The sequence below is a fragment of the Phyllobacterium ifriqiyense genome (assembly GCF_030817885.1).
In the GTDB taxonomy this organism is placed as follows: Bacteria; Pseudomonadota; Alphaproteobacteria; order Rhizobiales; family Rhizobiaceae; genus Phyllobacterium; species Phyllobacterium ifriqiyense.
The window spans coordinates 984154-1007782 of sequence record NZ_JAUSZT010000002.1; the positions used below are offsets into that span (position 1 = coordinate 984154).

The 23629-nt window shown below is 57.0% G+C and carries 24 protein-coding genes and 5 pseudogenes; 17 read left to right on the forward strand and 12 right to left on the reverse strand.

Annotation, left to right across the window (positions count from 1 at the left end; all coding sequences use genetic code 11):
- The first annotated feature begins 215 nt into the window (after nucleotides 1–215).
- The 4 genes from QFZ34_RS06280 to QFZ34_RS06295 all read left to right on the forward strand — a co-directional run bounded on the left by QFZ34_RS06280 (nucleotide 216) and on the right by QFZ34_RS06295 (nucleotide 2755).
- On the forward strand, nucleotides 216–902 hold the full coding sequence (locus tag QFZ34_RS06280) for a cytochrome P460 family protein (protein WP_307278297.1): 687 nt from the start codon (nucleotides 216–218) through the stop codon (nucleotides 900–902).
- A 34-nt stretch (nucleotides 903–936) separates the two neighbouring features.
- Nucleotides 937–1356: a cupin domain-containing protein gene (locus QFZ34_RS06285; RefSeq protein ID WP_307278299.1), complete on the forward strand. Its 420-nt coding sequence runs from the start codon at nucleotides 937–939 to the stop codon at nucleotides 1354–1356.
- 63 nt (nucleotides 1357–1419) lie between these two features.
- Entirely contained in the window at nucleotides 1420–2025 is a 606-nt protein-coding gene (locus QFZ34_RS06290; protein WP_307278303.1) for a sulfite oxidase-like oxidoreductase, read from the forward strand.
- The gene (locus QFZ34_RS06295) at nucleotides 2018–2755 is read left to right on the forward strand and encodes an FAD-binding oxidoreductase (protein ID WP_307278306.1); all 738 of its coding nucleotides are present in this window, start codon (nucleotides 2018–2020) and stop codon (nucleotides 2753–2755) included. The genes QFZ34_RS06290 and QFZ34_RS06295 overlap by 8 nt, the downstream gene beginning before the upstream one ends.
- Before the next feature lie 94 nt (nucleotides 2756–2849).
- Here the strand turns inward: QFZ34_RS06295 and QFZ34_RS06300 are convergent, their stop codons facing one another.
- From QFZ34_RS06300 to QFZ34_RS06310, 3 genes and pseudogenes are all read right to left on the reverse strand, one after another.
- Nucleotides 2850–3767, reverse strand: coding sequence for a YeeE/YedE thiosulfate transporter family protein (locus tag QFZ34_RS06300; protein ID WP_307278308.1), 918 nt, complete (start codon nucleotides 3765–3767; stop codon nucleotides 2850–2852).
- A pseudogene (locus QFZ34_RS06305) lies at nucleotides 3767–4994 on the reverse strand (bifunctional alpha/beta hydrolase/OsmC family protein). Before QFZ34_RS06305 ends, QFZ34_RS06300 begins: the two are co-directional and overlap by 1 nt.
- Nucleotides 4995–5215: 221 nt before the next feature.
- The gene (locus QFZ34_RS06310; RefSeq protein ID WP_307278310.1) at nucleotides 5216–5740 is read right to left on the reverse strand and encodes a DUF417 family protein; all 525 of its coding nucleotides are present in this window, start codon (nucleotides 5738–5740) and stop codon (nucleotides 5216–5218) included.
- Nucleotides 5741–5857: 117 nt separating this feature from the next.
- On the opposite strand from QFZ34_RS06310, the gene QFZ34_RS23345 reads away from it, so the two are divergent.
- Both QFZ34_RS23345 and QFZ34_RS06315 read left to right on the forward strand, forming a co-directional pair.
- Nucleotides 5858–6334 (forward strand): MarR family winged helix-turn-helix transcriptional regulator, encoded by a 477-nt coding sequence (locus tag QFZ34_RS23345; protein ID WP_370878717.1) that lies wholly within the window; start codon nucleotides 5858–5860, stop codon nucleotides 6332–6334.
- A 168-nt stretch (nucleotides 6335–6502) separates the two neighbouring features.
- Complete coding sequence (locus QFZ34_RS06315) at nucleotides 6503–7486, forward strand: LysR family transcriptional regulator (protein WP_307278313.1); 984 nt, start codon at nucleotides 6503–6505, stop codon at nucleotides 7484–7486.
- On the opposite strand, the gene QFZ34_RS06320 is transcribed toward QFZ34_RS06315, so the two are convergent.
- The 4 genes from QFZ34_RS06320 to QFZ34_RS06335 all read right to left on the reverse strand — a co-directional run bounded on the left by QFZ34_RS06320 (nucleotide 7483) and on the right by QFZ34_RS06335 (nucleotide 10144).
- Nucleotides 7483–8181 carry an FMN-binding negative transcriptional regulator gene (locus QFZ34_RS06320; RefSeq protein WP_307278315.1) on the reverse strand — a complete coding sequence of 233 codons (699 nt, stop codon included), beginning with the start codon at nucleotides 8179–8181 and terminating at the stop codon, nucleotides 7483–7485. The two genes, QFZ34_RS06315 and QFZ34_RS06320, sit on opposite strands and share 4 nt — an antisense overlap.
- A gap of 201 nt (nucleotides 8182–8382) precedes the next feature.
- Nucleotides 8383–8922 (reverse strand): DUF417 family protein, encoded by a 540-nt coding sequence (locus QFZ34_RS06325; RefSeq protein WP_307278317.1) that lies wholly within the window; start codon nucleotides 8920–8922, stop codon nucleotides 8383–8385.
- A 479-nt stretch (nucleotides 8923–9401) separates the two neighbouring features.
- A complete protein-coding gene (locus QFZ34_RS06330; RefSeq protein WP_307278320.1) occupies nucleotides 9402–9536 on the reverse strand; it encodes a hypothetical protein in 135 nt (44 codons plus the stop codon).
- Between the two features lie 215 nt (nucleotides 9537–9751).
- Nucleotides 9752–10144 (reverse strand): winged helix-turn-helix transcriptional regulator, encoded by a 393-nt coding sequence (locus QFZ34_RS06335; RefSeq protein WP_307278323.1) that lies wholly within the window; start codon nucleotides 10142–10144, stop codon nucleotides 9752–9754.
- An 81-nt stretch (nucleotides 10145–10225) separates the two neighbouring features.
- Between QFZ34_RS06335 and QFZ34_RS06340 the strand changes: the two are divergent.
- Nucleotides 10226–10958 (forward strand): annotated as a pseudogene (locus tag QFZ34_RS06340) (SDR family NAD(P)-dependent oxidoreductase).
- A gap of 618 nt (nucleotides 10959–11576) precedes the next feature.
- Nucleotides 11577–11876: a hypothetical protein gene (locus QFZ34_RS06345; protein WP_307278325.1), complete on the forward strand. Its 300-nt coding sequence runs from the start codon at nucleotides 11577–11579 to the stop codon at nucleotides 11874–11876.
- 168 nt (nucleotides 11877–12044) lie between these two features.
- Here QFZ34_RS06345 and QFZ34_RS23410 read toward each other — a convergent pair.
- The 3 genes and pseudogenes from QFZ34_RS23410 to QFZ34_RS06355 form a co-directional block, all read right to left on the reverse strand.
- Nucleotides 12045–12196: pseudogene (locus QFZ34_RS23410) on the reverse strand (GMC oxidoreductase); the annotation flags it as partial.
- A gap of 29 nt (nucleotides 12197–12225) precedes the next feature.
- Nucleotides 12226–12375, reverse strand: coding sequence for a hypothetical protein (locus QFZ34_RS06350; RefSeq protein WP_307278327.1), 150 nt, complete (start codon nucleotides 12373–12375; stop codon nucleotides 12226–12228).
- 88 nt (nucleotides 12376–12463) lie between these two features.
- Nucleotides 12464–13373 (reverse strand): annotated as a pseudogene (locus QFZ34_RS06355) (LysR family transcriptional regulator).
- Between the two features lie 187 nt (nucleotides 13374–13560).
- Here QFZ34_RS06355 and QFZ34_RS06360 point away from each other — a divergent pair.
- The 4 genes from QFZ34_RS06360 (at nucleotide 13561) to QFZ34_RS06375 (ending at nucleotide 16609) form a co-directional block, all read left to right on the forward strand.
- On the forward strand, nucleotides 13561–14523 hold the full coding sequence (locus QFZ34_RS06360; protein WP_307279015.1) for an MBL fold metallo-hydrolase: 963 nt from the start codon (nucleotides 13561–13563) through the stop codon (nucleotides 14521–14523).
- Between the two features lie 25 nt (nucleotides 14524–14548).
- Entirely contained in the window at nucleotides 14549–15133 is a 585-nt protein-coding gene (locus tag QFZ34_RS06365; RefSeq protein WP_307278330.1) for a dioxygenase family protein, read from the forward strand.
- A 33-nt stretch (nucleotides 15134–15166) separates the two neighbouring features.
- Nucleotides 15167–15445, forward strand: a complete 279-nt coding sequence (locus tag QFZ34_RS23350; protein ID WP_370878703.1) for a twin-arginine translocation signal domain-containing protein — start codon at nucleotides 15167–15169, stop codon at nucleotides 15443–15445.
- Nucleotides 15446–15511: 66 nt separating this feature from the next.
- Nucleotides 15512–16609, forward strand: a complete 1098-nt coding sequence (locus QFZ34_RS06375) for an aldo/keto reductase (protein WP_307278332.1) — start codon at nucleotides 15512–15514, stop codon at nucleotides 16607–16609.
- A gap of 458 nt (nucleotides 16610–17067) precedes the next feature.
- Here the strand turns inward: QFZ34_RS06375 and QFZ34_RS06380 are convergent, their stop codons facing one another.
- Complete coding sequence (locus QFZ34_RS06380; RefSeq protein WP_307278334.1) at nucleotides 17068–17952, reverse strand: NmrA family NAD(P)-binding protein; 885 nt, start codon at nucleotides 17950–17952, stop codon at nucleotides 17068–17070.
- Here QFZ34_RS06380 and QFZ34_RS06385 point away from each other — a divergent pair.
- The 3 genes and pseudogenes from QFZ34_RS06385 to QFZ34_RS06395 form a co-directional block, all read left to right on the forward strand.
- A complete protein-coding gene (locus tag QFZ34_RS06385; RefSeq protein WP_307278337.1) occupies nucleotides 17951–18079 on the forward strand; it encodes a hypothetical protein in 129 nt (42 codons plus the stop codon). The two genes, QFZ34_RS06380 and QFZ34_RS06385, sit on opposite strands and share 2 nt — an antisense overlap.
- A 36-nt stretch (nucleotides 18080–18115) precedes the next feature.
- Nucleotides 18116–19156 carry an AraC family transcriptional regulator gene (locus QFZ34_RS06390; RefSeq protein ID WP_307278339.1) on the forward strand — a complete coding sequence of 347 codons (1041 nt, stop codon included), beginning with the start codon at nucleotides 18116–18118 and terminating at the stop codon, nucleotides 19154–19156.
- A gap of 107 nt (nucleotides 19157–19263) precedes the next feature.
- Nucleotides 19264–19603: pseudogene (locus QFZ34_RS06395) on the forward strand (DDE-type integrase/transposase/recombinase); the annotation flags it as partial.
- 32 nt (nucleotides 19604–19635) lie between these two features.
- On the opposite strand, the gene QFZ34_RS06400 reads toward QFZ34_RS06395, so the two are convergent.
- Nucleotides 19636–20487, reverse strand: a complete 852-nt coding sequence (locus QFZ34_RS06400; RefSeq protein ID WP_307278342.1) for an SDR family oxidoreductase — start codon at nucleotides 20485–20487, stop codon at nucleotides 19636–19638.
- 402 nt (nucleotides 20488–20889) lie between these two features.
- Between QFZ34_RS06400 and QFZ34_RS06405 the strand changes: the two genes are divergently transcribed.
- Nucleotides 20890–21813, forward strand: coding sequence for an AraC family transcriptional regulator (locus tag QFZ34_RS06405; RefSeq protein ID WP_307279019.1), 924 nt, complete (start codon nucleotides 20890–20892; stop codon nucleotides 21811–21813).
- A gap of 841 nt (nucleotides 21814–22654) precedes the next feature.
- A complete protein-coding gene (locus tag QFZ34_RS06410) occupies nucleotides 22655–23575 on the forward strand; it encodes an SDR family oxidoreductase (protein ID WP_307278344.1) in 921 nt (306 codons plus the stop codon).
- Nucleotides 23576–23629: the final 54 nt, after the last annotated feature.

Consider the following 23629-nt stretch of genomic DNA (forward strand, 5'->3'; position numbering starts at 1 on the left):
CGAGGTCGCTGAGCATCGTGCGCGCGGTGGCAGCATACCCACGCAAATCGCTGGCCGTTCTGATCAAAAGAGTCGATCAACCCCACAATGAGCATTGCGCATGGCGCCATACGCGATGCGCATTGGCGTCTGACGATCAGAATATGCAATATTTTCGGCGGGTTAGCTCGCGAATAGATTCTGCTATGAGCGTGCAATTCAAAGGAGGAGCTTTCATGAGGCGCATCTTGACACTGTCGGGACTGGCTGGCTTAGCCGTTCTTTTGGCCGGAGCTCTAATAGGTGGAATACATTCGGCTGTGAGCGCCAGCGGTAATCCATCAGCGCCGACGGCCAAGCTCGCGTTTACCGAGAGCGGCCAAGCCGAGCTCCCGAGGGGTTACAGGTCGTGGGTTCACGCCTATGTGGCCTGGGAGCCGATAACCACTTCTTTGCTGGACGAAGAACTCACTCCCACGCCGGAGTATCATAATGTCTATGTAGAGCCTTACGCCTACCGAACCTACATGGAGACGGGAAAGTGGCCTGAAGGATCGCTGATCGTAAAGGAGTTCAGCTTTACCAGCGTTGACGAAAAAAACTGCGATGGCCCACCCGCGTATCTGTGTAACGCCTGGTTCGGCAAAGTGATTTTCCAACACGGTTTTACTGGTATCGCTCTCATGCTCAAGGATAGCAAACGGTACCCTGAGGACGCAGGAGGCTGGGCATATTTCACGTTTGGCCATCAGGAGCCCCCCTATCAGAAGGTTGCAACGAAGCATCCGAAGGCGCGGTGCGCGCAGTGTCATATGGACCGCGCAGGCGCAGAGCAGGACTACGTGTTTTCCGTAAACCAGCCCGGTTTAAGCCGGGAAGGAGATGACGCGAGACACAATCTTGAGGCTGCTTTTCCTAACTGACGACAGGCCGATAGGCCAGCAAGGGAGAAATTTGATGATTGACTTGAAGAGCCTTCTTTTCTGTGCGGTGGTCGCCGGCGTGGCTAATTATGCTTATTGCGCATCTGCCGAGGATCAGGGCGGCGTCAATGGAATAACATGGACGGAATTGGAAAGGGTCCCGCTGGCGGGCTCACCAAAAAAGGAAGAAATCCTCGGTATTGCCGTCATTGAACCGGGGGTAACTGTAGAACTCCACATCCACGAAGAATATGAGGTCGGATATCTTCTCGAGGGCGAGTTCAGCTTGCAAACCGAGGGTGAAGCCGTGCGGACTTTCAAAGCTGGCGATAGCTATGCTATCCTGCCGGACAAAGCCCACGCTGCCACGAGCACAGGAAAAACTGCGGTGAAGGTCTTGGTCACCTATATTGTAGAAGCTGGAAAATCGCTTGCTGAGCTGCCGAAAAAATAAATGATTTTCGAGACGCGTCTATCCGCGTCCGGACCACACACAACACCAAAGATCGGAAGCGGAATGGTCACGAGGGGATTTTCTGGAAAATCCATGGACAACAACTTCATCAACCCTATTCCACCGGGGCAGCATGTCGTTGAAGGGTTTCCGGTTCTTACCGCTGGTCCGACGCCCCGGGTGGAAACGGGAGACTGGAAGTTCACGCTTAAGGTTGGCCCCAAGCCGTTGAAGATCTGGACATGGCAAGATTTTCAGGACCTGCCACAGACAAAAATGACCCGCGACATCCATTGTGTCACGTCCTGGTCAAAGCTGGGTACCCTTTGGGAAGGGGTTCTTGTCGATGACATCCTTGCCACCGCAGGGATCGTCCCACCGTCGGAATTCCTTCTTGCTCATTCTTATGACGGATATTCCACGAATGTGCCGCTTGCTGATCTGATCCTGGGAAAAGCGATGGTGGCGACAAAGTTCAACGGCGAACCGCTCGCGCGTGATCACGGAGGGCCTGCTCGCCTTCTTGTCCCGCATCTGTATTTCTGGAAGTCCGCCAAGTGGGTAAACGGGCTGCAGTTCACCGACCGCGACGAACCGGGTTTCTGGGAACTAAGAGGTTATCATATTTACGGAGATCCTTGGAAAGAGCAACGCTACACCCATGACTGACATTTCGTCCGTTTGGCAAACGGCATCCATTTCCGGCATCTATCGCCAGACGAAGACGATCAAGAGTTTCTTCCTTGCACTACGCGAGCCGTTCTTCCATATCGCCGGACAATTTGTCGATGTCCGACTGACCGCGCCGAACGGTTATCAGGCAGTTCGAAGTTATTCGATCGCATCCGCACCGAATAGCAACGGCATGATTGAGATCGCAATCGATCGATTGGAGGACGGCGAGGTTTCGTCCTTTTTCCATGATGTGGCCCTGGTCGGGGACCTCATTGAGATCCGTGGGCCGCTGGGCGGTCATTTCACAATGGCACCCAATGGTGAGGGGCCCGTCCTTTTGGTGGGAGGAGGTTCCGGCGCGGTTCCCTTGGTGGCGATGGTCCGACAGCGGGTTGCATCCGGGAAGGATCAAGCCCTCTCATTGCTGGTATCGGCCAAGACATGGGACGATGTCGTGTTCAGGGACGAAATTCTTTCGATCAGTAAGGCAATTGCTGATTTTACCTTTACGCTGACGTTGACACGGGCCTCCACGGCGACGGAGGAATATTTCAACAGGCGAATTGATGCTGCGATCATTAAGGTGGCACTCGACCGTCTACCGAGCCCGCCCGAGCAAGTCTATGTCTGTGGCTCCAATGACTTCGTCAACTCGGCAGTCGAGCAAATCCTAAAGTCTGGCGTAAATGCTCTGTCGATCAGGACAGAGCGCTTTGGGGGCTGACTACAAGCATTGGCTGGATGCTTTGTTTGGGCTTAAGGCTTCGCCGCCCACGTCCGTATCTCACTACCAACCTTCTTTCCGCGTTTAACGATCTTCAATGGAGGTTGAAGCGCGGTACGGTCAGCAGCAGAGCGCCGATCGTGGCGAGCACAATGCCATAGGCGAGGAAAGCTGAAGGGCTGCCGGAGGGAATTCCCTGCAGGATCAGGCTGTCATTGCCTCCAGGCACCAACGCGCTCCCGGCACCCATCAACATCCCTCCCGCAAATCGATCCCGCACGGCAGCGAGCTTTGGCCGCGCCAGCCGAAACCGTCCCCGCACGACACCGTTTGCAATGCTGCCAGAAACAAGGCCCACCAGGCCCAGCACGGTCAACCAGTTCGACGTCCCGATGAATCTCAATGCCAGCATCCATGGCCACGGCTGATGCAGAGCTCCAACGAACGCACCGATGATCCCTATGACAGCCATCAGCATGGAAAGCTGCAATACGATGCCAATGGGCCTTCGCCACACGAGAAACCGCACTCCTATGAGGAGCGGCAGGCCGACGAGGACAATGAGCAAGGCATTTTCCGGAACTGGACTCTGTTCCGGTAAAGTAGAGCGGCCTTCCCCAAGCGCATCGAGAATGCGGAACGAGAGGTATGCTCCGGCTCCGGTCAGTAGAAACTCGGCTCGTCCTTCGCCCAAGCGGGCTATAGAGCCAAAGGCGCAACCGCAATTCATCGTCGCGCCCGCACCGAACAGTGCAGCGCCAAGACACAGCCACCCCACGGGCTCCCATTGAGGAACCGCCGTATCCGGTGTCAGAAGCCACGCGACCAGCAACGCCCAAAGACCGCACTCGAGAAATCCCAAAAGCCCATCAGCTCTTCGCTCCCGGATCAGTTCAGACATCGCCCGAACGGCACAGGTTGTCCCATGCTGGATTGCGACGCCCAGCGCAAACGCCGCCGTGAATAGAACGCCCGCCAGTGCCGGAATGGAAAAGCCATCAAGAAAGTTCATCACTGACCCATAATGTGCGTCACAATGACCGACGACGCCTCAAGAGTCCTGTGGACCGGGCAACGGTCCGCGATCCTTAGTAAATCCGACCGCCATGGCATCCGCCACACCGCCCCGGATGCGAATTCGGCGCTCGAAGCGATCGATTCTCGGTACCGCCGCGCTCTTGTCGATACATTCCGCGCGGTCGGACGCGTGGACTTTTATGTGATCTACTTCGACCGAAATCTGATCAAGCTTCAATTCTTTTTTCTCCGCGTACATGCGCAACGTCATTGAAGTACAGGCGCCGAGCGCGATTGCGAGAAAATCGTAAGGGGTTGGTCCGGTGTCGGTGCCACCGTCCCCGCGAGGCTCGTCGGCCATCAGCCGGTGCCCATGAGCATCCACTCTCTGCTGGTATCGACCGTGCCCGGTTTCGGTGACGAGGATCGGACCGGAATCACGCGGACTTAGACCCTTTGCTGCGGTGCCGATGTAACGCGATGACCAGCCCGCAATCACGCTGGCAGCATACTCGGCATCCTGGGCGCGTGTCAGAAGATGATCCGCCCCGTCGAGGGAGACAAAGCTTTTGGGGTGTTTCGCCGCCGCGAAAATCAACGCGGCGTTTTCAATTCCGACGGTGTCGTCGCGCGGCGCGTGCAGGATAAGAAGCGGCTTGCGCAGAGCCGCGATCCGCACCGACAAATTGGCGGTCCTCGCATCCTCTATGAACTGCCTCTCTATTTTGAATTCGCGGCCATGTAATGAAACTGCCGCTTCGCCATTTCCCTCGATTTCGGCCAGGCCCGATCCAAAATTGTGCAGGACGTGAGCTACGTCTGCCGGAGCGCCGATAGTCACCACAGCCTCGATGCCGGGGATAGAGGAGGCCGCGGCCAAAACTGCGGCACCTCCAAGCGAGTGACCAATGATGAGGCGGGGCGCCTCGCGGACCTCAGCCAGATAGTCTGCTGCTCGTTTGAGGTCCTCGATATTCGATGAGAAATTCGTTGACGCGAACTCTCCATCCGAGGCCCCCAGACCTGTAAAATCGAAACGCATAAGAGCAATTCCATGCCGTGCAAGGGCGGCGGATATCCGGCGTACAGCCATCAAATCCTTCGAGCAGGTGAAGCAGTGCGCGACAAGGGCATAGCCGCGGACGTCCCCGTCTGGCATGTCGAGCCGGGCAGCAAGGATGCCGCCTGCGTGCCCAACGAATTCCAGTTTTTCGGTTTTCATTGTGGTTTTCCTTAGAAAAGTGAGGTGTCCGGGGTATAGGTTTTGCCCAGCCCCTTGGCGTTCTTGCACGATCGAAGAGGACGAAGCCTGGCGTCCAGCCGTTCCCGTCTGTCGAGGGAAGCGAGATCGTCACGGCCTCCGACAGGTTCTTTGCCGATGTAGGTTTGACGCTCCGTTTTGCGACGTCGATGATTAACCCATTCCTTGACTGCAGCGATCGATCAGACCGCTTGGGAAATCTGGGCCTTGGCGCGTGTGAGACTTTCGCCAAAAATGACGATGCTTACGCCAAGAAGCGACACGTCTTTGAGCAGGAACTGGCCAACAGGATTGATCCAGGGGAAGCCGCCAAGTTCGGCGTACCAGATCGGTAGCGCGAACATCACGGAAACCGTGGTGAGAAACGTGAGCGAGCCGATCGCACCACCGAGTAACCCGGCGCGTGCCGACCAGGGCGATGCGATCAAGAGGACTGCGGTGAAGATTTCCGCAGTGCCCAGCAGGGCCGTAGCACCGGCTTCTCCGAAGGCGGGATAGAGCCATGACAGCCATGGGGTATTTGTGATGAGAGGCTTGAGCGCATCGACTTCGATCTGAGTAAATTTGAGAAGGCCGATCAGCAAAAGCGGCAAGACCACCCCCGCGAGTGCTACACCGCGGCCAATCTTCGTTATCGTGGTGGCGGGTGCAATGCGATCCAGGCCTGTGATAGCGCGATCGGCGACGGAGGTAATGTTCTGTGTCATTTCGTTTTCCTTTGATTTGTATGCGCTAAGCATATATTAATTTTACTTGATGTCTATGCGTCATGCATATATATTTTCGTAATGGATGAGAAAAAGACAGAAAACGTGATCGGCGCTATGGTCCTGGGCCTGGCAGACGCCGTTCTGAGAGACACAGAAAACCAGGCTCCGGAGAAAGGGCAGGCCGCAGCGGCAATCGCGCTTTTACGGCACGAGCCTGGAATGCCTATCGAACAGATGCGACGCGCTTTGGGGCTTTCCCACTCGGCGACGGTCCGCCTCATCGATCGGCTTGTGACCGATGATTTGGTCGTAAGACGACCAAGCGCAACCGATCGGCGAGCTGTCGCCCTACATCTAACGGAAGCGGGGGACACAAGATGTGACGCAATCTTGTCTTCTCGCTTCGAGCGTATAGCCAGAGCTTTACAGGGCTTGGATCCCGCTGAAAGAGAGACATACCGATTACTCACCGAGAAGCTTCTATCGAATTTCGTCGAAGATCTTGATCACGCTTATTCGGTTTGTCGCTTGTGCGACTTCAGTGCTTGTCCAGACTGCCCAGTGGTTTGTGCTCTCCAAACTAAAACGTGACCTAGGCGCTACGTTTTGAAGTGTTAACAAGTATAAACTACTTGCTCCCTCGACATTTGGGAAGTCGGCAAGCGGTTGCGCAGCATGCGAATGTAGCATCGTAAACTGCTATATTCGCATGAGCCACAACGGCATGTACCACGTAGTCTATTGCCAACGGAGGGATAAATGCTCGATATCAGATGGCTAGAAGACCTGGCGGCAATCGCGGAATACCGCAATCTCACCAAGGCAGCTGAGAAACGTAACGTTACGCAGTCTGGGCTAAGCCGCAGGCTGCAATCTCTGGAGCGATGGGCCGGCGTATTGCTCATCGACAGAAGCAAGAATCCTATCTACCTGACGAAAGCCGGCGAAGAAATGCTGGCGATATCAAGCGATGTCGTTGGGCGGTTGAACGGAACACGCAGAGCGATACGGGACGAAGCTGACAAAAGAATGACAGCTGTACGGTTCGCCGCGCCGCATGTCCTTTCCGTGACATTTTTTCCAAATTGGCTCCCTGTCCTCCAACGTCAGGTCGGATCGCTTCCCCTCAACGTTCGATCCGGCAGCCTCCGATACTGTTGCGACGCCCTTGAAAACGGAGAGGTCGATTTCGTCGTATCCTTCGTCGATGCCCGAACTGACCTGAATAGCGCGGATGACGCTCTCCCTCTTTCAAGGTGCGATTCGATACTTGTGGGGAGAGATAAACTCGTTCCGTTATCAGTTCCGGATAGGGCAGGTGAACCACGCCATCGCTTGATTAGCGGCAGCGAAACCGAGGTGCTTTATCTAGGGTACGAGACGGTATGCACTCTAGGCAAGGCCGTCGACGGCGCCATCGGACGGGATGGCTCCCTGTCCCGACTACGCCTAATCTTCGAAAATGCTCAGGCCGACGGTCTGCGCGCGATGACCCTTCTGGGGATGGGAGTGGCGTGGCTACCTTTGAGCATGACACACAACGACATCCTGACTGGCAAGCTGGTCCGGGCTGGACCAGAACGCCTGGACGCTGATCTCGACATTAGGGTTTTCCGCGCCAACAGGCATATGGCCAAGCGCTCTGAAACAGTCTGGCGTGAGATGTCGGCGCGATCCATGACGGCCCGGAGAAAAATCGCAGGGCCATTCGACAAGATGCTAATTGGCGGTGACGTTATTTAGCTGGAAGTGCCAACACCACGTTTCAACGCCCGAAAAAGGGATGGCAGTGACCCCGAATTGCCGTCATACCCTCCTACGAGATGGGCCATGCTCACGTCAGCCAGCACACCGCGTTCCAGCAAGCCTGCGACGACGCCAAACTTGTCTTCCGGTGCATCGCCGGGGCTTAACTTGACTGTGAGATCAAAGCTCTCGATCTCCAACCGATACCCCTGAATCAACTTGCGCCAGCCTTGCCAGAGATCAGGCGCCAACTCTTCGGTTCGCCAGCCACCTTCCGGTTCACTGGCCAAGACCAAATCTTTGATCTGCGCTTGCAGCGCTACGTCATCCATAAACTCCAGTCGGCCGTTCATGATCAGGCTGACGTAGTTGTAAGTTGGTGCGGTCCTGCTCCGATCGGAGTAAGGCTGCGGAAAGCTTGAGGTAAACCAACTCGGCGAGATCGCGGCACCAGGGCCTTGAACCAAAATAGTGACAGGGACACCAATGTTCATCTCGCCAGCGATGGGGTTGGCTCTCGCCAGATGAAATTCAAGCGCGCCGACCGGAGTTTTGCCGTTTCGGAAAGTAAGGGGGGCATGGGCAATCCGTGGTCCTCGGGATCCGTTCACCGAGATGGCCGCAAACGGAAATGTATCCACCAGAGCACGGACGAGAGCCGGATCGGTGTGTTTGTATTCAGCGTAATGCATGCTTCGTCCTCGATAAGGTTTGCCTTGACCGCTGTCAGCGACCATTGGGTACGCAACACGAAATCAGGGTGCTCGGACTTTGTTTATGCGGCCGGTTGCCAGTGAAGTTCAGCAACGCACGACTGCAGCAGAACACACCGTTCTTCATTGTCAATATACAACGGAATTTAGCCTTCCGAATTTCGCGACATCCAATGCGGTTCACGCATCGGCTATTACGGTTTCCGCATGGAAGCCCGTCGCGGCGCGGTGCTTGATTAAGCTTTCGCCCAGCACAGCGACACTGATCCCAAGGAGAGCAACGTCCTTGATCAAGAATGATCCGACGAAGGTAAGGTACGGCGCGCCACCCGAAGCGGCTTCCCAAATTGGCAAAGCGAACAACGTCGAAGCAGTCGTTGCAAACGTCAACGCCCCGAGAGCCCCGGCAGCAAGCCCGGCTCGAACCGACCAGAAGGACGCGATGAATAGAGCTGCTGTGAACAGCTCGACGACACCGAGCAGATAGCTCGTACCAGCGAATCCAAATACCGAGTAAAGCCATGCCAACCAAGGTGTCCCGTTGATCAGCGGCTTGAGAGCCTCGATTTCTACTTGGGTAAACTTAAGAATGCCAATGAGGAGAAGTGGCAAGACAACACCGGCCAGGGAAATGACGCGGCCAGCAGCGAGTGTAAAGCGATCAGCTGGCCGAGCACACAGATAAGATGCAGGAGCGGGATGGGTGTTAGTAGTAGACATTTGAACGATCCTCTATCCTGGATAACACTCATGAAATTGTATGCGTTAAGCATATAACATGCGATTTACAGGATGCTATGCACGACGCATATATTAACATGTGAGGTTAGCGAAAAGGTGAAAACGTCCTGGGCCGTTCTCAGGAAAGATTTAGCAACGAATACGGCAAAAAGGTTTTTGCCAAATCCGTTATCATGCTGAGTGCATCAAGCACTGATTTTGCTGGCTTTACACCGCTTCTCACTAGAATGGTGAACGTGCTCCAGCATCACACAGTTCAGCCCTAATTACCCTTGATAGCCAGACGTTCTTTGCCGATCAGCGTTTGTAGACTTGTGGGCTACAATCGAGAATGCCCGAAAATTGCCTATTATCGGCATTTTCAAAGGAAGGTTTGCTGGTGGACGCGCTTTTGTACAACGCTTAAAAGCAGCCCGATTCTGTAGGACAGTTCCCAAGAGCGAATGTGGGTTGTCTCTTCAGAGAGCTTCGAAAGCGGCCAGCAAATTGTCGCGTTCAACCAGCCCCTGCCGGCCATCAATAGTGCCGACCCCAAGCCTTGCAAATACAACAATACGGTCTTGGCCGCTCTGCCCATCCGACGAACCGTCCAACCGGCTTGTTTCTCTGAGCTTTGCCGTTCGAGCTGCGAAGCCACCCGCTTCCAGTTTTGCCGTGAACCAGCCAACCGGATTTCGTTTTAAAGGTAGGGATGATTGCCATTGTCTGCGTATGTGCTCCAGCTGACACCGGCAATTGCTGTGCCAACAATCGCTGAATGAAGGCTGCTTGCGGCAACAATGCGCCAGAAGCGGACACAGGGACGCCGTCAACGACGACTTGCCGTCTTGTCATAGCTCAGCGTGGCTGCCTCGACCTTGTCGCCGTTGGCCGCTGCCCACAAGCACAGTGCTTCAAACGGCTCCCGCAAGGAATGTCCTAGCGGAGTAATTGCGTACTCCACTCCGATCGGCTGCGTTGGGAGTACGGTTCTCGTCACAAGGCCGTTCCGCTCAAGTCTCTTCAAAGCATCGGCCAGAGCCTTGTGCGTGATCCCATCGAGACGCCGCTTGAGTTCGTTGAACCGCGCAGGTTTCGGACAGATCACTGTCAGTATCAGGATCGTCCATTTATCAGCGATCTTGTCGAGCACCGGGCGAACCTGCGCCATGTCGCAAAGCGCGCGATGAGAAAGGGCTTCAAGGTCGGTATACTCGTCCATATCTAGGCTATTCCAGGTGCGTAATTGATATCAGATATCCAGCGTATATCATAGCGAGACCATTCAGTGAAAGGATTTACGATGGATCGCATGAGTAACAAGGTGGCTTTAGTCGTCGGCGGCGCGAAGGGTATCGGCCTGGCGATTGCAGAGCGGCTTTCTGCCGAAGGCGCAAATGTCTTCATTACCAGTCGTAGAGGTGAAGATGCTGAAAAAGGCGGCCAAAGCCATCGGCAATGGCGCTGTCGGTATTACCGCTGACGCAAGCTCTCCGGAGGACATGGTGGAGGCTGTCGAAAAAGTGCGCAAGGCATGCGGTCGTATTGACGCGCTCGTTCTGAATGCAGGTCTCTCCGAGCCTGCGCAGATCCCCGAGATAACGCCGGAGCATTTCGACCGCCACTTTGACGTCAATGTCCGCGGGATGGTGTTCGGCCTCCAGGCAGCTCTCTCCGCGATGACAGAAGGCGGCTCGGTCGTCCTCGTCGGGTCCATAGCCGGGAGCGCGGGCTACGCGGCCTACGGTACCTACTGCGCAACCAAAGCAGCCGTTCGATCCTATGCCAGAACCTGGACGGCAGAACTCGCACCCAAAGGTATTCGGGTCAACGTCGTTGCACCCGGCCCCACGGATACGGACATGATGGCTGCTGTCGCGGAAGACACTCGCGCGGCAATTGTCGCTCCGATTCCGATGGGTCGTATGGCACGGCCTTCAGAAGTGGCTGCGGCCGCCTTGTTCTTGTTGAGCGATGACGCGAGCTACATAGCCGGTGCCGAGCTGTGCGTCGACGGCGGCTTGCGGCAGGTCTAGGAAGCCGCCGAAATGGTGTACCCGATCTCGAGTAGGTCGGGTACGCCCTGCGCATCTTGCCCTTGCCCCACGTCTCCAGCTTGCCGGTAGATTGTGGCAGTCCTAGAGCGTCGATAGAGATACCCGCGACTCACTGATAGGCGCTGCCAGGCAGCAAATTTGATGCCGCAAGCCCCGCATATTTCGCATAATTGGCGTTCTGGACAACCTGAAGTCAGCTGAATTCCATCATAGTTCGGATCTGGCTCGACTTCTGAGAAAGTTGGGTTCGCTTTGTGTGCCGCCGGAGCGAGAGCTGTTAATGAACACTGACGACCAATGCCGGAAATCAGTTGTCCGGGGTTCCAATTCCATCCTATCAGCGGCTGTCTGAGGATGCATCCGGTGTTGCTTTGTGGCCCGACAGTCCCGCCCAAAGGGCTACCCCTGTGCGAAATAGAATATTCGTAAGCTCGGTAGCTTCGCAATTGATGGCAAAGACATGTCGCAGCTTGCCGAATACGAAAGTTTGACATGGCGAGGCGTCCTTCGCATCAGCGTTGTAAATTAGATCAGTTTGCTAGACTGCCGGATGTTTGCTCTCGATAGACTATAGCAACCGAGACAAGGGCGACCACGATGGTTACTACGGGAACAAAATTCCAGCCGTCGAAACTTATCCTCCCCTCCAGAAACCGCGCGATAATGTTCGCAGTTCAACTGGAGGCTACAATGATTTCTCTAAATCTGGTTTTCTTCGCCACTATTTCGCTAACGGCGGCTAGCGGCTTGGCAGCAACATGTATCGGGTTATTTGGTGATACCCGGCATAACGCAGGCCAACGAGCAGTCGCTGAGAAGTTTGCTCAAATTGCGTTGATCGGCGCAGCAGCGGTGGCCTCATTGCTGGCTGTTTCCTCACAATCGGAGGCGGAATAAAAAGATGTGTAACGAGAGAGGCTGTCATGATGGCCAATCGCGCGCGCCGTCGTCAAGGTCTGGCAGTTGCTTTGCGCCGGCTTCCGTACCGCGCGCAGCCTTGCTGCGGAGCCGTCGACGATGCCGTTGATCGCATCGGAATTCTTTCCGGATCCATTTCCGGTGCCATCGAGCGAAGGTCTCGGCGACCGCGAGCACCGCAGTATGAATCGGCCCTGCGGTGAGGTTGGGCATAATTGACGCGTCCACTAAAAAAGATTGTCGAGCGCCTTGAGTCCTAGATTTGCGTCGACGACGGCGTCAGGGTCCTTACCTTCACGCTGCGGTTCCCCTTTAGGACTCAGACCAATCACCCGTTCATTGCCGGGAGTGTGGCGCCTTCCTTTGTTTCTGGGCTGATCTTGATCATCTTGATCCGGACAGTATCGCCAAACCGGCGAGCGGCGAACTTTAACGACGAGGTTGTGGCTGGGATCACCAGAGCCTGACCGGCCGTCACATCCTCTGCGATTCCTAACGATTACGTCAACTTGCCGGCGAAAATGGTTTATCCCCCAGTCATTCTTGGCCCAGGCGGCGCGCTGGCGCTACTCGGGGGTTGGGCACCATCTCTGGCTGCGGATATATTCGAGGAAAGCCCGCACGGCCGCGCTCGTATGCCGCCGGCTCGGATAATACAGATACCAGCTTGGCAGCTCCTCCTTCCAGTCGCTCAGCAATTCGATAACTCTGCCCTGTTTTACATCATCACGAACGTAATCCTCAAGCAGGTGAGCGATTCCCGATCCGGCGAGCGCGGCTTGGAGCTCTTGATGCGCCGAACTGAGCGTCAACCGGCCTTTCGGGGTGATTTCCAACTCCTCACCATTGCTTTCGAATTTCCACGTCACCATGGTTCCGCCGGGGAAACGACGACGGATACAGTCGTGCTGTAAGAGGTCATTGGGTGAGTCAGGCCGACCGCGGTTGCTAAGATAATTCGGTGAGGCCACGATTGCATATCGTAAGGCGGGCCCGAGCGGCACGGCAATCATGTCCTGGGCAAGTTGGTTGCCGAAGCGTACACCAGCGTCAAAACCTTGCTCCACAATATCTATGATCGCAGCATCGCTGATGATCTCTACATTGACGTCGGGATAAATTTTCATGAACTCAAAGGTCAAAGGACACAGAAAATGGTCGGCGGCCGGACCCGGTGCATTGATCCGTACGGTGCCAGATGGACGTTCGCGAAGCTGATTGAGATCGTCGATTGCTGTTCTGATGTCATGAAGAGCGGGCCCTAGCCGCTCGAGAAGGCGCTCGCCCGCTTCAGTAGGGGGCAACGCTGCGTGTCGTCCGGTTTAGCAGCCGGATGGCTAGCGCGTCTTCGAGCGCGCTGATCGATTGACTAATGGCGGATGAAGAAACGCCCCTGCCAAGCGCAGCGGCTCTAAAGCCACCACAGCGCACGACGTCTTCAAAGATTTCCAAGCTGTCAAGGCGCAGTGGCCGCATTGCAAAGTCCTGCTTAATAAGCTGATCGGTTTTGATTAGCTTATCTGTACTCTTGATCCGTGTCATCCTTCGAAAACATGTCGCAAGCGGCACTGCGGATATGGGCTTTGCCGTCAACCGTTGAACCGGGACCTGATACTTGAAGGATCAAAGCATGGCTGAAGTCACGCTGAATCGCAGGAAAGTCATGCTGACAGCCGCCTCGGTGGCGGCCGGACTGGCCTTGCCGACCGGCATGGCGATTGCGCGGACGGCGCCGGCCGCGTCGCCCTCGGCCGCAGCTGGAAATGCCGGCCATTACCGCTTTCGTGTCGGCGACATCTCGGCAACGGTGTTGAGCGACGGTCTGATCGGCGGCCCTCCGCGGGTCTATGCCAGCAATGCGCCGGAGGCGGAACTGCAGGAGGTTCTGAGGCACGCCTTCCTTCCGGCCGATCGCCTGACGCTCAATCTCAACACGCTTCTTATCGAGACGAATGGCAGGCGGATACTCATCGAAGCGGGCGCCGGGCAGACCATGGGTCCGCAAGGCGGTCGCATCTTCGAGAATCTGGCCGCCATCGGTCTACAGCCAGAAGACGTCGACGTTGTGGTCGTCTCCCACACGCACCCGGACCATGTCGGCAATCTTCGAACCGCGGATGGCGGCAAGGCATTTCCACGGGCGGCAATCTTTGCGCCTCAGGCCGATTGGGACTTCTTTGTCCGTAACGATCCGAACCTGTCCTATATGCCGGTGCCGGAGGATTTCCGCCGCAATTTCGCCGCCGCCATCAAGCGGAGCGTCGAGCCCGTGATGAATGGGATCGAGTTGTACGAAGCGGGCGCGGAGATTGTACCCGGGCTGACCACCCTTCCGGCATTCGGCCACACCCCCGGCATGGCGAACTTCCTTGTTCAATCCGGCAGTGATCAGCTCCTGCTCACGGCTGATCTCGCCTACCACCCGATCGTCAATATCGACCGTCCATGGGTGCCTGGGCCAGATCGCGACAAGGACACTGCCCTCGCATCCCGCCGCCGCATCTTCGATATGGCGGCAGCAGACCGGCTTCTCGTTCTCGGCTTCCACTATCCGTTCCCGGGTCTTGGCCGAATGCTCAAGACGGATGCCGGCTATGCCTGGGTCCCGGTCAATTGGCAGTTCTAATTCGCTGATGCATAAAGATCCCGCAATGACGACATCAAGGCGCGCATTCCTATTGGGTTTTCTCACAATGCCGCTTGTGCCGCTGGCTTCAGCGATCGCTTCCGTACAGGAGGCGCCCTTGCTGCCGCTGACGCGCATCTGCGCCGACGGAGATGAACCGACGCCCGCTCGTGAAGCCGGACCGTTCTTCAAGCCGAATTCACCGTTGAAGCAGGATCTCTATCCGGATGCGCCGCACGGCGAGCGCATCACCATTGCCGGCTTTGTCCTCGACGACCGCTGTCGCCCAATGCCGCGTAGCCTCGTTGAAATCTGGCAAGCCGACGACAACGGCGAGTACGATCGATCGGGCTTCCGCTTGCGGGGACATCAGTTCGCCGACGAGCAGGGACGCTGGTGGTTCAACACCGTCGTGCCGGCTCTGTATCCGGGACGCACGCGGCACTTCCATTTCAGGGTTCAACGACCGGACGGAGATGTACTGACGACGCAGCTCTTCTTCCCGGGCGAGCCGAGCAATGCAGGAGATCGGATTTTCGATGAAGCGCTGCTCATGACGATCAGCCAGACGGGCGACGGTCAGTTCGCCCGCTACGACTTCGTAGTCTAAGTCATGACAGCACTATTCGGTAGGAGAAAGTCCATGAATGAACTTGAACCATCACCTCATGACCCGGGTAACGACCTGTCGATCAGCCGACGCGACGTGCTGACCGGCGTGGCCATTACCGGCGCCACACTTGCTGGAATCGGCGATGCGACTGCCGCGACGCAACCGGTTCCGCTGCTCAACGAGGCTGGCGTGAAAGGGCTTGGCGAGGTCGCCATGGTGGGCGTCGCCGCAGCGATCTGCAACGCGATTTTCGATGCCACGGGGCGGCGGCTTCGAGAACTGCCGATCCGCATTGAGCACCTCTTCTAGAAGCCCGATCGCCTGTCGGCGGCGCGCCGTCCGTACATAAGGCAAACATAAAAAGGAGACTATCGCATGAGCGAACAGCAACATTCCGGCGTCAGCCGACGCGGCTTCATAGGTGCTCTTGGCACGGGAGCCACCATACTGGCATCAACACCTCTCTTTGCAGGGAAGGCCCACGCCCAACGCCAACCAAGCCTGGCGACGACGACGTCCACGACATCTGCACGAACACGAACGATTCCGGGAACGCAGCAGACCCTCACCACACTCGGTCTAGGCACCTTCCTGACCTTTGATGCCCGCCCCGGCGATGACCGCAACAATCTAGCCGAGGTGTTCCGGCGCTACGTCGCGGGCGGTGGTCGGGTCGTCGATACGTCGCCTCTCTACGGATCGGCAGAAGTCTCCGTCGGCGCATTCCTTGCCGGCACACCGGAGGCATCGGAGATCTTCGTCGCCAATAAAATCTGGTCGACCGGCGAATATCTCGGCGACGAGAGCCATGCGGCGGCAAGCTTCGAGCAGTCGAGGCTGCGCATCTGGCGCGACACGATTGACCTCATGCAGTGCCACAGCATCGTCAACGCACCAGTCATTGTCCCGTTGATGCAGGCCTGGAAGAAAGAAGGTCGCATCCGACACGTTGGCGTCACCCACCATGAAACCGGCGCGCAGGATCAGCTCGCCGAACTGGTCGAGCGCGGCGGTGTCGATTTCATCCAGACGAACTACTCGATCTTCAATCGTAGCGCCGAGCGACGACTGTTGCCGGTCGCCGCAGCCCGTGGGGTCGGCGTCCTCATTAACCTTCCACTCGAAAAAGCGCGTCTTATGAAGGTGGTGGAAGGTCGCCCTCTGCCTGACTTCGCTCGCGAATTCGAAGCGGGGACCTGGGCGCAGTTTTTTCTCAAGTGGGTTATGGCGCATCCGGCGGTGACGACAGTGCTCTGTGGCACATCAAATCCGGAGCATGCCGAGGATAATGTCCAAGCCATGTACGGGCCCTTGCCGGACGAGGCGATGCGCCGGCGCATGGTGCAGCATATGGAGACGATTCCAGGCTTCGCCGATATAGAAAGGATGGCCTGGTATCCGGGCAAGGACGCCCAGTATCAAGGACTGATCCGCACGGCACAAGCAAGAGCTCGTGCTCGTGCGAGCCAATGAGATTCGCCCAAAAAGCAGATAATCTCACGACCGGCGTGCGCGGATGACCGCAAGATAGACTCTTTTCCAGCATTGCGCTGCTAACAAAGTTCTTCAAGAAGCTCGATGTTCAGCCATGCATCGTTTTCGAACCAGCAGATGATAAAGTCTTCGTAAGACAGATGTGGAGCCGTCTTTGTCAATGCACGCTTTAGATGATCGGCCAAGCAGCACCGCCCAATAGCGATCGCGCCTCAGTGAGGGGTGAAGATCCTCGCTGTAGGTCTGCGACTGAAAAGCCGAGATCATCCTCGGTGGGGGATGCCCAAGGTCTGCCGTCTGAAGGGCGATCACAAACCAGGACACCATCAATGCGGCGATCAAAACTGATTGCCGTCGCTGTCGCAAAATTCCCAATAGTGTGGCCAGTCAAATGCATGGCTTGATGCTCTTGTGAATGGCGTATCAGGAACGTCGTTTCAGTCGAGCATGGCGGGCTTGAGCGTGTCCTCGCACCATCGGCGAAAGGTTGTCGGCGTCGTGTTTTCCGGCGACCTCGACACCGTCAGGTCCAGGCCATGATCCTTGGCCCAAGCCATGTCGGTCATGCCCTGCGCCATCGCGGTGCACATGCCGTACTGCACAAAGCGCTCCTTGTAGGCGTCGAAACTGATCTGCTGGTAGGTGGCCGTCTTGCCGATCACATCGGAGATGATCTCGGCCATGTCGTTGAACGAAATGTCCTCGGGTCCAAGGACCGGCACCTCGCTCTGGCCTGTCCAACTGTCATCGAGCAGCCAGCGTGCTGCGACGGCGGCGACGTCGCGCGTCGCGACACTTGGAAGTTTGAGGTCGCCGGAGATCGGCATGAAGAACCTGCCCTGATCCCTGATCACTGCCGCCTGCCGGGCGATGTTGTCCATGAAGGACGGATTGGCCAGACCGCGAAATGCGACGCCTGTGTCGGCGATCAAATCGTCCATCGCCAGCGAGCCGGTGACGTGGCCCGCTCTGTTGGCGAGCGGCGAACCGCGCCCAAGCGCCGTGATCGAAACAACGCGCTTGATATTATGCTCTTTCAAAGCTGCTACCGCGGGACGGGTGAAAGCGACATAGGCAGCCATGACCGAAACAGCCTTCGGGTCGGGAGGCACGAGCCAGAATACCGCGTCGGCGCCGCTGAACGCTTCGTTCACGACGCTTGCGTCTCCATGAGAACCTTTGATGATCTCGACATTGTCTCGCACCTCTTCGGCAAGATGCGATGGATCGCGCGCGATCAATCGGAGTGGTGCGCCCGATTGGAGAAGGTTCTGAACGACTTGACGGCTAATGTTGCCGGTGGGGGCGGTTACAACGATCATGGTTTATTCCAGTTTTGAGGGCGATAGCGCAGCCGCGCCCGCTGTCTGGCTGGGCAGACCTGCCGCAGCCAGTCTTTTGTTCGAGCTTAAGGTAGGTGGTTGTATCTGGACGGTCTATACTGCATAATCTGTGTTATCTTCGCAATCGTCCGAGAGTAGCCCCATGGATCCCCTATCAGACGTTCTTTCGCTGCTAAAACCTCATGCCTATGTATCTTCCGGCTTCGATGCTGGTGGTGAATGGGCTGTCCAGTTCGGCGATCAGCACAAGCTCATCAAATGTTATGCTGTCATCTCGGGTAGCTGCTGGCTCACTGTTGAGGGAGTGCATGATGCGGTGCGCCTGGAGGCCGGCAATTGCTTCGTGCTGCCAACGGGCCGCCCCTTCCGGCTTGGCAGCAGCATCGATGGGCCAGCGGTCGGAGCCGGAGAGATATTCCCCGCAGCGCGAAGGGGCGGTGTCGTCACACTCAACGGCGGTGGCGGATTGTTTCTCATTGGAAGCCGCTTCGGCGTGAAGGGTAATCACGCCGATATGCTGCTGGGCCTGCTTCCTGCGATCGTCCACATTCACGAGCAACCGGGGCAAGCAGCCTTGCGCTGGTCCGTCGAGCAAATGATGAAGGAACTGCGTGATGAGCAGCCCGGCAACGCCCTTGTGGCGCAGCATTTGGCTCATCTGATGCTGGTGCAGGCACTACGTGTGCATCTGGACACGAGTGGCGGGGACCGTTTCGGCTGGTTCTTCTCTTTGGCGGACAGACATCTCGGTGCCGCGATCAAGGCAATCCATGCGGGACCCGCATATCAATGGACTCTGCAGGAGCTTGGCGAGATTGCCGGCATGTCGCGCTCAACATTTGCGCTCCGGTTCAAGGAACGCGTGGGCGAACCGCCGATGCAGTATGTGGCGAGGTGGCGAATGCTGCTTGCTTGCGACAGGCTGGAGAATACAAGCGATCCCGTCTCGGCGATTGCCGCCTCGCTCGGCTATGAATCGGAAAGTGCGTTCAGCACGGCCTTCAAACGCGTCATGGGATGCTCGCCTCGACAATATGGGCGTTGGCGCAAGGTTGAATCGGAGACCGGTTCGGTTGCTATGGACTTGCCTGCCAATCGGATGCACCCCGGTGCCATCAACGGGACCCGTCATATTGAGCACAACGGTGGCAGCGGACTCCTTGCGGTGAGAACTCGGAACTGAACCGTATTTCCCAAGGGGCTTACCACGACGATCGGAAATAATACCGTTTGTCCGGCTCTGGCGCGATTGCGATGTACTCTTCTGGCTTGAAGTGAGCCAGGAATTCAATGTTCAAAGGTCGCCATTTTGACCAATCTGTGATCCTTTTATGTGTACGATGGTATCTGACTCACAATCTCAGCCGCGCACTCTGAAGGAAATGATGGCAGAGCGGGGCATCGACCTGGATCGCTCTACTGTTCATCGCCTGGTATCGCAATAATCCGAAATTGCTTGAGCGCGTCATCGAAGGGAGCGTCAGGTCGCACGTAAAGGGAACCTTGATGACACTCACATCAAGGTCAAAGGCCAGGTGAATGTACCTGTATCACGCGATTGACAGCAACGGCGATAGGGTTGAGTTTGATTTCATCAAGCGACCGCGATTTGACCGCCGCCAAGCGCTTTGGCTCGACGGGCATACCCCCTAGTCTTCATTCTCAACCGAGGCCGCCGTTCGCGAAGATGTTTTGACCGTTGATCCATGCGCCGTCGTGGGAGCAGAGAAGCGCGATGACGTTTGCGATGTCCTGTGGTTGGCCCAGACGCTGCAGAGGTGTCGCTTCAGGTATGCCTCGGAGTGCTTCCTCGCCATGCTGGCGCAGCAGCTGGGTATCCACGGCGCCTGGTGACACGGCGTTCACCGAGATATTGCGGCCCGCCAGCTCCTTGGCGAGAACGCTCGAGTAAATTTCCTGCGCCGCCTTAGTGGCTGCGTAAGCACCCGTATATGCGGGCTTCTGGAGAATGATGCTCGAGCTCAGACTGACGATCCTGCCGCCGTCGCGGGTGCGCCGTGCCGCCTCGCGCAGAACATTGAAACTACCCGTCATATTGGTTGCGATCATTCGATTGAAAGCATCGTCGGTCATTTGGGCAAAGGGACCAACATTCATGATCCCGGCATTGTTGACCACCACATCAACGCCGCCATAAGCCTCGTCATGGGCATCGAACAAGGCCTTGACAGCAGCTGGATCTGCGACGTCCGCCTGACGCGCCATTGCGCGCCCCCCAGCCGCCTTGATGTCAGCTACGACTTGATCGGCCAGTCCGCGATTAGTGAGGTAGTTCACCGTGACGGCATAACCGACGTGAGCCAGAAGGCGGGCAGTGGCCGCGCCGATGCCGCGCGACGAGCCAGTGACAAGGGCAGCCCGGCCGGCGCCGGGAACGGTTCCAGGGTTTGCTGCGGAAGTTTGGGCCGAAGCCGTTCCACTGAGAGCAAGGGCAGCCGGTGCGGCGGCAGCAAGCGCCAGGAAGATTCGGCGGGAGTTATCAGTATCGGACATCGAGAACGTCTCCTTTTCGAGAATTGCGAAAGCTCGCGGATACGGCCGAGGCCGCGTTCAGTCGTCGCTGCCCCCGAAGCTAAAGAGCAATGCACTTGGTTTGCTACGACAAGCAGCAGCCCAGAGCCGAAGCCATTTTTATTTCAGCCGTATTCGTTCCGTCCGAAGTGACAGACACTGCTACCGGTAGAGTTTGCTTTCATTGAATATCTATTGACCGCGCTGCTGTTTCTGTCATGCTAAACGCACTCCTCGCTTGGTTGGCACCTTATAAGCTATATGGAGTGTCAGATGATCAAAATGCCCGAACTATCAAGAAACTTGCCTATTCCTACAGGCGACGCTACGCTGCCGCGAGACGGCCGCGTTTTGATATGGCCTCACAACCAACCGGAGGTTCGCGTGTCGTCATCGCTACTTGTGGCGGTCAGCGCCTATATCGAAGAACAGGGTGGAGGGCAGGGCCTGTTTCCGACGCAGATAGAAGGCTTCAACATTATCCGATCTTTCCAGACGATGATGCCGATGCGGGCGCTTTATCGGCCGTCACTCTGTGTCGTGCTCCAGGGCGCGAAGGAGATCCACTTCGGAGAAGATAGGCTGGATTACGGAGCGTTGGAATGCCTGGTGGTTACCGTCGAGCTCCCGGCGAAGGGTCGGATCGTAGAGGCCTCTCCTGAGGCGCCATATATCGGGGTCACCATAGACTTCGATGTGGCGACAATGCGCGAGGTCCTGGAGCAGCTGGACGCCCCGCCAATTCCGACCTCAGATCCTGGACCTTGTGTTTTTGTGGGCAAGGTCGATGAATCATTGGCAGACTGCCTTCTGCGTCTGATCCGGATGACAAAGACACCGAAGGCAATCCCGATCCTATATCCATCGGTGATGCGCGAGATCTGCTACTGGTTGCTGAGTGGACCGCATGGCGCTGAACTATGCAAGCTGGCGCTCCCAGAATCGAATATCGAGCGCGTGGTCAAAGCCATATCCATGCTTCACGTGAATTTCGCGCAGACGCTGCGGATCGAACAATTGGCAGAGATTGCTCGGATGAGCCCGTCGTCTTTCCACCAGCACTTCAAGGCGCTGACCTCGATGTCCCCGCTTCAGTTTCAGAAGCAACTGCGCCTTCTCGAGGCGCGGCGCTTGATGTTCGCAGAAGCTGCAAACGTGGCGGAGGCTGCCTACCAGGTGGGCTACGAAAGCACTTCGCAATTCAGCCGCGAATATTCACGCACGTTTGGGGCTGCGCCAAAGCAGGACGTCATGAACCAGCAGCGCCTGTACAGCAAGTACGCCAGCAGGAAGGTGCAGAGCGCGTAGCTTGTAAATGCTGCTCCTTCTGGGCCGATCCAGTTGATCGGCCGCCTTCGTTTCGCTCGTTCCGGGCTTCATCGCTGGCTGGGGCCGGTCTACATCATGTCGGCCGGGGCGGCGGGACTTGGCGGACTTGCCTTATCATCAGTCAAGGCACGATCGGCGGCCCGTTAATGGATGTCGGCTTTGGCCTGTACGGTACGCTGATGATTCTGTGCGCAACCCTGGCTTACGTCCATGCCCGGTCTGGCCGCTACGAGCGGCACCGCGCCTAGGCACTCCGGCTTTTTTCGCTGACAATAGGCTTTTGGCTTAGGCTTTTGGCTCTATCGGATGAAATGCGGCCTTTGGCCTCTTCTGTTCGGAAACATTGGTCGCGCGGCGGGCTTTAACGGCTGGTTCGACGAAATCATGGTATTCTTTTTCTACGTCCCCAATCTCATCGTCGCCGAAATGTTCATCCGCGCGGGTCGAAAAGGCCAAGGCGGTTGCTAATTGGGGCAGTTGCTCTGCTCTTGGTTGCAAGCGCCTTTGTCATCGCCGTGACCTGGATTTTCACTGCTAACGCCAGGGAACCGAGGATGGTCAGCAGCATCATATGAGCCGCCGACAGTTCCGGGTCGGCAGAGCAAGCCGCTCTCGCGCAATCCTGGGGCTCCGTTGGAACCTCGGCCGTTCAGGTCTTGTTCCGACGAATATTCGATCGCACGGCGTAGGAATAGGCAGGTTTTTTGCGAGTTTGGGCATAGAGGTTTGCCGCGCCTTGGGCAACTTAGCAATCAAGTGAATAGCGGGTGTGTTGAGACAATCGAAATCTCGCGAAACTACCTAGAAGGCAAGAATTGTTATGACGAAATGGACGAGCAAAAACATCCCTCCACAACGCGGCCGCTCCGCAGTCGTGACCGGCACCGGCGGGCTGGGTTTTGAGGGCGCTCTTGCCTTGGCTCGTGCCGGTGCCAGCGTTCTAATTGCCGGGCGTAATGCTCAAAAGGGCACCGAGGCGGTGGCAGCGATCAAGCAAGCTGTCCCTGGAGCGCAAGTGCGGTTTAGCAAGATCGATCTTGCCGACCTCGCCTCGATTGCTGGGTTCGCCGCGCAGGTCGCGCAGGACCAAGACAATCTCGATCTGTTGATCAACAATGCCGGGGTCATGGCGCCGCCGGAGCGCCGGGAGACCAGCGATGGCTTCGAATTGCAATTCGGCACGAACTACCTTGGCCATTTCGCGCTTACCGCGCATCTGCTGCCGCTGCTCAAGAAAGGGCACAAACCCCGTGTCGTGAGTCTCGGCAGCATTGCTGTCCGGGATGGCACCGGCGCGATCAACTTCGACGACCTGCAGGCCGAGCATGACTACAAGCCGATGCCCGCCTACAGCCAATCGAAGCTCGCCTGCATCATGTTTGCCTTCGAACTGGACCGGCGCAGCAAGTCAGCTGGATGGGGTGTGGAAAGCCTGGCGGCGCATCCCGGGGTCTCGCGCACTGATCTCCTTCCAAACGGATCAGGTCCACAGAGCACAGCCGCCAGAATGCGCCGCTTCCTGCCATTCCTGTTTCAGCCCGTGTGGCAAGGCGCCTTGCCCACGCTCTATGCGGCGACCGACCCGTCAGCGCGGGGCGGCGCTTACTATGGGCCTAACGGTCTGGGCAGGATACGCGGCTATCCGGCAGAGGAGAAGCCGGCCAAGCAGGCGCTGGACGCCGTCGCTGCAGCTCTCCTTTGGGATATATCTGAAGAACTGACAAACGTGATGTTCGTCTGAAGCGTGCCGAGATCTGCGCAAGGCGATGATGATGGCGGGTGGTTTTACAAAGAG